Here is an 8,454-nt window from a genome sequence, read left to right on the forward strand (position 1 = left end):
TATATTTTTAGATTATACAAATTTTTTAGTAAGGAATATTTTAGTAAAGTTTTTCAGTTTAGAAATTGATATAAGCTTCCAAAGTGATTCTCTGGATATCTTCATTTAAAATGGGCGAGTATCTATACATATACAAAAAACGCATATTCCAGGGAAGATCATAACGAAGGGTTATTTGATGCTGTAGCCCGTAATCAACTTCATCGGAGAACGTCAATCCTTTTTGGATAGTTGCTTTATAATCAACGTACCAGTCTCGGGTTATGTATTTTCCCATATCAAATGAAAGGTCATCAAGAATGATGTCTCTGCCCCAATATTTCAAGTCAGTTGAAGAGGTAGCATCCACATTTTGTTCATCAAAAAAATCTTCTTGGCTCGAAATCAGGCCACTTTTTTTTACTAAATTTTTCATAAATCCGGTTTTAACTCTGAAAAAATCCAGTCCGAGAAATTTTCTCACTGCTCCTTCAAATGGCGACAAAAAAGGAGAGATTAGCATATTACCCAGTTCATCGCTCGCCAAGTAGATTACTTCATCTTTGGCTAAGGCATTCTTTTCTTCATTATCCAATTCAGTATAATCTCTGCCATAATGCAATTTTGAAAGAATACTCAACATTGTGCCGTCATCTTTGCCATCGCTTGTCATCCAAACCTTTACTTTTCCATAAGCATCTGTGCCGATATTATCACCGTTATTTTCATTGTCGGTAGATTTGAGCCAAAGGGTAATGATAGATCCATCTGCAGTTTTTTTCTCAAATTCAGCATCAATTAAAATTTTATCGCTATTTTTAGTGGTTGACACAGTAACCTCTTTTGCTCGAAAAGTTTCGCCAAACAATCTCATGTCACCGGTTTGAGAATGTAAATCGAAAGAAAGTTGGAAAATATCCTCATTGGGATTTATAAACATTTTAATATAATCACCTTGGTCAACTCTTAGATTAAGGGGTGGATCAACATACCAAATATTTTTTTGAAAAACTAAATTAATATCAAAAGCTAAGTTATCGAATATGTTTTTGTTGTTTGAAGATTTTTTTTTATTTGCTTTTTTACCCGTAACAGTTCCGTTTGAGAAAAGAACTTTTCCCATAAATTTAAGATTGTCGTTTTCTTTATAGATTCTAAAATATTTATCTTGGAAGCCACTCACTTTTACTTCAGCAATTGATTTTTCCGGGGTATATTCTGGTAAATGAAATCCAATACCTTTTTCCGATGTGGTGATGAGCAAAGTTCCCAAATTCAGATTTCCCAAGATTATATCAGAAAAATTTTTCCCAATATTATTTGTAATGGTCATCTCACCCTTTCGCATTTTAAATGATGAATGCAGATCGGATACAATATTTTCTGATAAAGTGCAATGGAAATTCAAATCGCGAACGGTTTCCGGTTGCCCTTTTATATTCATCTTACCGTTATTTAACGATAAGGAGCCGCTTTGGAAACTGGGTCCGTTTTCCCCTGAAGCAAGGAGTAAGTGTAAATTAGTTCGGCTTTCACAATTGGAAATATTGTCGGTATATGCGGATAGAATGTCCAGTACATCTCCACTGAAATCAAGGCTTATACCATCGGATTTATCATAAAATTTTTGGGTAAATATGTTAAAACTGTATTTTCCTCGTGCGGATAGATCGAATAAATTCTTTCGGGAAATATTCATTTCGTTTAGATATAAAGTCTTGCTGTCCTGAAAAACTTGGATATTTGCGTTGTCAAATCTTGTGTTAAAAATTTTGCCATTTTCAAGTCTTGAATTAAAAAGCAATTTTGGAGAAGATAATGTGCCGGTGATCAGGAATGAATAATTTGCATTAAATTGTAGAAAATCTGTTTGTGTGAAATCAGTGGAATTCACATTGTTACCTGCTCCCCAAATATCAATTTTATAAGGTTTTTCCAAAGAAATTTTTCCATTTCCCGTAAGCATTTTTTTATTGCTGCTTTTTATATTGAAATCTGTAATTCTAAAAATTGTATCGTTCAAACATAAGAATATTTGCGAATTAAGGCTTTCAACCTGATCACTAAATTTTAGTGAGTCAATTTCAAATTCACCGTTAATGCAATGATTGGATTTGTCAGTTTCAATTTTTCCATTTATAAATCCTTGAAAATTAAATTTTTCCGGAATAATGTTCAAGGGTTTTAATTGATCAAAAGTTATGCGGGACATATTCACAAACCCTTGCGATTCGGTGAATTCTATTTTTTTATTTGCGAAAAATAAACAAAATTTTGCATCAATCTGGTCATTTATCTTCAAATTTTTTATATTTAACGAATCTCTTCCTTTTTCAGCATCAAGGCAGATTGTGAATGTTTTGCCATTAAGATATAAGGAATCGGAATTTACGGAAAAAGTAGCTGGTTTGTTTACCAAATGAAATGAATAATTTCCCTTAGCCGTCAATTTTCCTTTTACGGATTTGTTAAACCTATCAGGGAATTCGATATCTGCTGAAAAGTAAATATTTTTTTTCTCCATTTTCACTTTGAAATCAGATGAAATGATGGGATCATAATCCTCTATAAAGGAAGGAGATTTTTGCAATAACTTATTCAGATGTAAGTTTTGGGTGGACATCCTTAACTCCAACAAAGGCGAATGGAAGATGTTTATATATTTTCCTTGAATTTTCACAGCATCGTTTTTGTCGGAAAAGGTAAAGTTCAGATTGTCATTTTTATAGTCCACATTCCCATTCAGATCGTCAAAATTGAGGATTTGGGGAGCGTAATAGATATTTGTGATGTTTGCTTGAATATGAGGGTTTTCTATGTTTGAGGTAATATTTATCACAAAAGAGCTACTTGCTGTTTTATCGGCAAACTTTGTCTGAAAATCCGGAGCATTCAATTGAATATTAATATTTGAGGAAGTGATTTTATCAGGTTGAATACCAATGTTTCCGGAAAAATTAATATCATTTTTCAAAAAATTCAAACTGCCATTAATGGAATCAATTCTGCTATTTTGGTAAATTCCATTATAGTTTAAGTCCTTAATGGTTTGAGAACGGAAAGCTAATTGAGAACTGCAGATCTGATGAGATATTGTTGGATTTGATAAGCGATTTCTGATTGAGCCTGAAAGAGATATTTCGCCTGTCAATTGTTTGTTAAAATTCCGTATATTGAAATAATTTGTAGAGAAATCAATTTTGGCAGTCCGATTTTTTGTAAGGATATTTTCAACTTTGCCTGTTAAAGCAACAATCGCATCCTTTATAAAAAACGAATTGATTTTATCAAAAAACAGATTCTTGTCTTTTAATGTTAGCGAAATTTCTTGACTGGTAATTTTCTGATTTTTCCATTCAACATCAATGTCCTTGATATTAACGAATCCGCTTTCGTGAATCGTTTGCAAATGAAAGGGAAATTCGAGAGAGAATTTTGCGCTATTTATCAGCAGGTCGTTAATTTTTAGGGGCGAGAAAGAGTATTTTTTGATAGAACATAAAAGTTCAACATCTTCATCCTTAAGAAAACCGGAAAATTTAATATCGCCGGTATCCTGCGAATTACGGGCTGAAAAATCCAGAAGATTTTTGGTCTTGATTTTTTTGATCGAAAGATTTATGTCTGTAAGAATTTCGTGGAATTTAGTATTATCGAGTTCGCTTTTAAAATCAATTTTACCATTGATTAGGGAAATGTCGGAAAAATAAAGAAGATATTTTCTGATTTTATTCCAATCAATTGGGTTGGTGTGTTTGCTTGGTTTTGTGTAATTTATTTCGATGTTTGGAGAGAAACAGGAAATTTCATCAATTGCTTTTTCGATGTGGAAGCCATTAAACACAAATCTCCAGAAATTAAAACCGAAGTATAATTGTATTGCGGAAAAGGAGTATTTGCCATCACGTTCTGTGATGCTGACATCAGAGAGTTGCAAAAATTTGGTTGTAGCATTTATATTACCGAATGAAATATCGGCATTATAAGTTTTGCCTATCGCAGCAGTTAATTTGTTGCTAACAATCCGATTCAGATTAACAATTTTTGGAAGGACTAACAAAAAAACGTTAATAGAAATCAGGATAATAATCGTGATGAGCAGCCACTTTTTTTTTCGCATTATTTTATAATTTTACTAATTTTCCTTGTTCGAGTCTGTAAGATGAATCAGTTCGTGAAGCGATTTGCTCATTGTGAGTAACTAACAACAATGAGGTTGAAAAATTGGTGTTAAGGTCGAAAAGGATTTCAAGCAAAATGTCCGAATGTTTTTTATCGAGACTTCCAGTGGGTTCATCTGCGAAAATAATTTCAGGATGATTTACCAAAGCACGTGCTACAGCCACTCTCTGCTGTTCGCCACCGCTCAATTGATTGGTGAAATGGTGTGAACGGTTATCCATTCGCAGTTTTTTGAGAATTGCCCGTGCTTCTTTTTTGCTTTTGTAAACAGATTCTCCGGCAATCATCATTGGTATTGCCACGTTTTCCAAAGTATCCAATTCCGGTAGTAAGTGATGAAATTGAAAAACAAATCCAATATGCTTGTTGCGGAAATTTGCAATTTTATTATCAGAAAATGACTTTATATCCTCATCTTTGAAATATATTGAACCTGAATCTGATTTATCCAATGTGCTGAGAATATGTAGAAGTGTGCTTTTTCCACTGCCGGAAAGTCCGGTTATGCTTACAATCGTGCCGGCTTTGAGTTCAAAATTCAAATCATTAAGCACAATTAATTTCTGTTGAGAATTTCCTTGAGAATATGTTTTTGTAATATTTTTTGCTGTAATTAACATTTTGCTCCAATCTGTCTAAAAGCCAAGTCCATGAATTACACAAATTTCACAAAGTTGAAATAGAAAATTAATTTGTGTCATTTGGTGAAATTAGTTGACGGATTCTATCTTTTTGTTTCATTTATAATGGAAACAACATCCATCTTTTTGATTCGTTTCAGGGGAACGGACGCTGAGACGAAAACGATTATACTTGCCACCGCAAAGATCAATAAATAATCAATAAAATGATTTTTTACAACCAACCGATCAATCATATAAACATCGCTTTGAATTTGAATGATATTTGTAACCGTTAGAATTTTAGCGAAAATGCTACCGCAAATCATACCCAATATTATGCCACTAAAACCAACCAAAATATTGCGGCTGAAAAAGATTGTTTGGACAATTTTATTTGTAGCACCCATAGATTTGAGAATGCCAATCTCTTTTCTTCGATCAAAAATATTCATAATCAGAACACTCGTCAAACCAAAACCGGCAACAATTACAATGAGGGCAATGATGATGAAAATCACCCACTTTTCCAATTCCAACATGCTAAACAGATTTTTATTCATTGATTTCCAATCGGATGTGTAAAATGGAAAAGAGAGATTTTGCCTTATTGAATCTGCAATTTCGGGTGAATATTCAATCTGATCCGGAGTTAGCCTGATAGAAATACCGCTAAAAGTATTTCCAATATCCAAGAAATTTTGGATTGTATTCATATTGATAAAGACAAGCGAGTTATCAAATTCATACATTCCTGAGGAGAAAATTCCGGAAACGCAGACTTTAATCGTTTTTGGAATCATTCCCGCAAGGCTCATATTTGCATTTAAGGGTGAGATCAATGAAATCGTATCACCCACTTCAGCATGAAGTCTTTTCGCAATTTTATCTCCGATAACAATATTTTTTCCTTGTGAATTAAAAGAACCCTCAGTTAAGTATTGTTGGAACTGTGTTACTTCGCATTCTTTTTCATAATTTATTCCTCGTAAAATTATTCCGGCAATATAATCATCGTTACTACTCATACATTCCGAATAAATGTAAGGAGCATAGGACTGAACCGAGCTGGTCGAATCCAGCATTGTTTCAATTTTCTCATATTCGAAATCTTCGATGAGTTCATTCTCGTACTTCATTATGTAAATGTGTGAATTTACTCCAATGATAATATCCTGAATGACATTTTGATATCCGCTGAATAATCCGAGTGAAACCGTTAATGCCATTACTCCGATCGTGATACCGAGAATGGAAATAAGGGAGTTAAAAGAAAAAAAGTCCTTTTTTCCGGATAATGAGAAATATTTTTTTAGAAAAAAATTTGATAATTTCATTTAGAATGATTTTTTGGGATTCAGCCCAAATTCTACAGGATAGTGAATTTTTGGAGTTAGAGTTCCAAAATTCTTCGGAACGCTAAAACCATTGAATCTTTTGTGGTAAATGAAAACGCAACACTTAATTGAATAAAACATGTTGCCAAAAAAGTTAAATAGGACATTTATTGTAAATAAATTTGTGGGGATTTTTGAGGGAGAAATGTAAGGGCGTGAATGCCCTTGATTCTTTTGGTTTCTTTTTTTCCCCCAGCCATGAATGGCTGGGCTATTAAAAAACAATTAAAAATGGGAAAAGGGGAAACGGGAAACGGGAAACGGAAAAGGGAGAAGGGAAAACGGAAAAGGGAAAAGGGAGAAGGGAAATTTTGAATCAGCCAGTGGGCGGACAAGTTTTTGAATTTTGAATTTTGAATTGTGAAAAAACAACCATAAATACACGAAAAGAAATAGCCTATCCGTTTACGGATAGGTAAAAAATAAGGCAAATTATTTTACGCCATTTATGGCGTTTTGGGGAAATGTAAGGGCGTGAACGCCCTTGATTATTTTGGTTTCTTTTTTTCCCCCAGCCATGAATGGCTGGGCTATTAAAAACAATTAAAAAACAATTAAAAATTTGAAATTGGAAATTTGAAATTTGAAATTGTGGCGTCATCATGCATTCTGAACTTCAGCCGAAAAGAGTGGATGAAGTCCAGTCTGCCAAAAAAACCCGATTCAAAACGTGCTTTCAAATCTGGTTTCTTGCGTTAAAAAAATCTCGCCTCGAACGTAACAGACGACGTCCGAGTCGAGATTTTTTCTATCGAATCAAAATAATTTAGATCATTCGGTAAAGTCTATACTGCTGTCAATTGCGAGACAAAATTCCGTGAGCATATCAATGGCACTTTCCACATCGTTCATCGAAATAACTTCTGTGAAAGTGTGCATATATCTGCAAGGAACGCCAACAAGACCGGTGGCAACACCGGAGCGTGTCATTTGAATAACATTCGCATCTGTTCCGGTAGGACGAGCAGCTGCTTCGATCTGAAATTTGATTTTATTTTTTTTGGAAACATCAACGAGTATTTCAAAAACTTTGTGATTGATATTTGGACCGCGTGTAATGGGAACACCTTCACCGAGTTTTGTATTACCGATGCGTTTTGCATCAACATCCGGCGTGTCTGTGCTGTGAGTTACATCAATGGCGATGCCAATATCAGGGTCAATTCCATAAGCGGAAGTTTTTGCTCCGCGTAATCCAACCTCTTCCTGACATGTGGCTACGCTGTATAATGAGGCGTTGAATTTGTCCTTTTGTTTGTAAATCCGTTTCATCACTTCCGCTACGATAAATGCACCGATCTTATCATCAAATGCGCGAGCAGTGTAGATTCCATTTCGGAGTTCTTCAAAATTTATCTCATAAGTTATCGGGTCACCGATCTCTATCAATTTTTCTACTTCTTTTTTGCTTTTTGCACCAATATCAATATATAATTCGTGGGCTTTGATAACTTTTTCACGCTCACTTTTCTCAAAAAGATGGATGGCTTTTTTGCCGGTAACTCCGATTATATCGCCATTTCTTGTGTGAATTATTACTTTTCGTCCCGGAATTATTTCTAAGTCAAAACCACCAAGTTGGTTAAAATAGATAAATCCTTTATCGTTAATAAAATTTACTTGAAATCCGAGTTCATCCATGTGGCCAGCGAGCATAATTCGTGGTGATTTGTCCGGATTTACCACAGCGATGGCACTTCCCTGAACATCTGCTCTCACAGAGTCAGCATTTTTTTTCATCTCTTCCATCCAAACTTTTCTAATTTTGTGTTCATAGCCGGACGGAGATGGAGTATGCATCAATTTTGTTAAGAATTTTTTTGAAGTTTTGTTCATAATTTTCCTTTCTATAAATAATTATTTAAGTTTTAAAAATTTGGTAAATATTTTAAGTTCAATGTTTTTCTGTCAAAAAATCTGGAAATATTTATCCTAATTGTAAGAAAAAAGCAGAAGACTAGGATTCAGAATGAGACCAATTCATGACAAAAATTGCTTGGGAAAACGGCAGTTGATCAATAATTTTGTAATTTGCTCACCCTTGATCGAAGGTGCACGCATCCCCCCAAAATCAGCAAAAGATCAGCGTGAATTATACCTATACCTACATTGGCGTTTATAGAGGAAAGATGGTTTATAATTTCACATTTTCACAAAAAGGTAAAATAAAAGTGGATCAATTAAATAGAATGAAAATGAGATGGGTGATGTAGAAGTTCTAAATTTATAGGTTGAAAATGAATATTGTTCACTGACACTGAGGTTATTCAGATTTT

Annotated in this window: 4 protein-coding genes; all 4 read right to left on the minus strand. The window is 34.0% G+C overall.

What is annotated here, in order from left to right:
* Positions 1-58: 58 nt before the first annotated feature.
* The 4 genes from U9P79_00415 to U9P79_00430 all read right to left on the minus strand — a co-directional run bounded on the left by U9P79_00415 (position 59) and on the right by U9P79_00430 (position 8,014).
* On the minus strand, positions 59-4,099 hold the full coding sequence (locus U9P79_00415; protein ID MEA2103096.1) for a hypothetical protein: 4,041 nt from the start codon (positions 4,097-4,099) through the stop codon (positions 59-61).
* A 4-nt stretch (positions 4,100-4,103) separates the two neighbouring features.
* Complete coding sequence (locus tag U9P79_00420) at positions 4,104-4,781, minus strand: ABC transporter ATP-binding protein (GenBank protein ID MEA2103097.1); 678 nt, start codon at positions 4,779-4,781, stop codon at positions 4,104-4,106.
* A 104-nt stretch (positions 4,782-4,885) separates the two neighbouring features.
* Positions 4,886-6,118, minus strand: a complete 1,233-nt coding sequence (locus U9P79_00425; protein ID MEA2103098.1) for an ABC transporter permease — start codon at positions 6,116-6,118, stop codon at positions 4,886-4,888.
* Between the two features lie 831 nt (positions 6,119-6,949).
* Complete coding sequence (locus U9P79_00430; protein ID MEA2103099.1) at positions 6,950-8,014, minus strand: M42 family metallopeptidase; 1,065 nt, start codon at positions 8,012-8,014, stop codon at positions 6,950-6,952.
* Between the last annotated feature and the right edge of the window lie 440 nt (positions 8,015-8,454).

This window comes from Candidatus Cloacimonadota bacterium, assembly GCA_034661015.1.
GTDB lineage: Bacteria > Cloacimonadota > Cloacimonadia > JGIOTU-2 > JGIOTU-2 > JAYEKN01.

Bases quoted from the DNA above. Each gene is read 5' to 3' on its own strand.
- U9P79_00425 (MEA2103098.1), bottom strand. From the start codon at position 6,118: ATGAAATTATCAAATTTTTTTCTAAAAAAATATTTCTCATTATCCGGA.
- U9P79_00430 (MEA2103099.1), bottom strand. From the start codon at position 8,014: ATGAACAAAACTTCAAAAAAATTCTTAACAAAATTGATGCATACTCCA.
- U9P79_00420 (MEA2103097.1), bottom strand. From the start codon at position 4,781: ATGTTAATTACAGCAAAAAATATTACAAAAACATATTCTCAAGGAAAT.
- U9P79_00415 (MEA2103096.1), bottom strand. From the start codon at position 4,099: ATGCGAAAAAAAAAGTGGCTGCTCATCACGATTATTATCCTGATTTCT.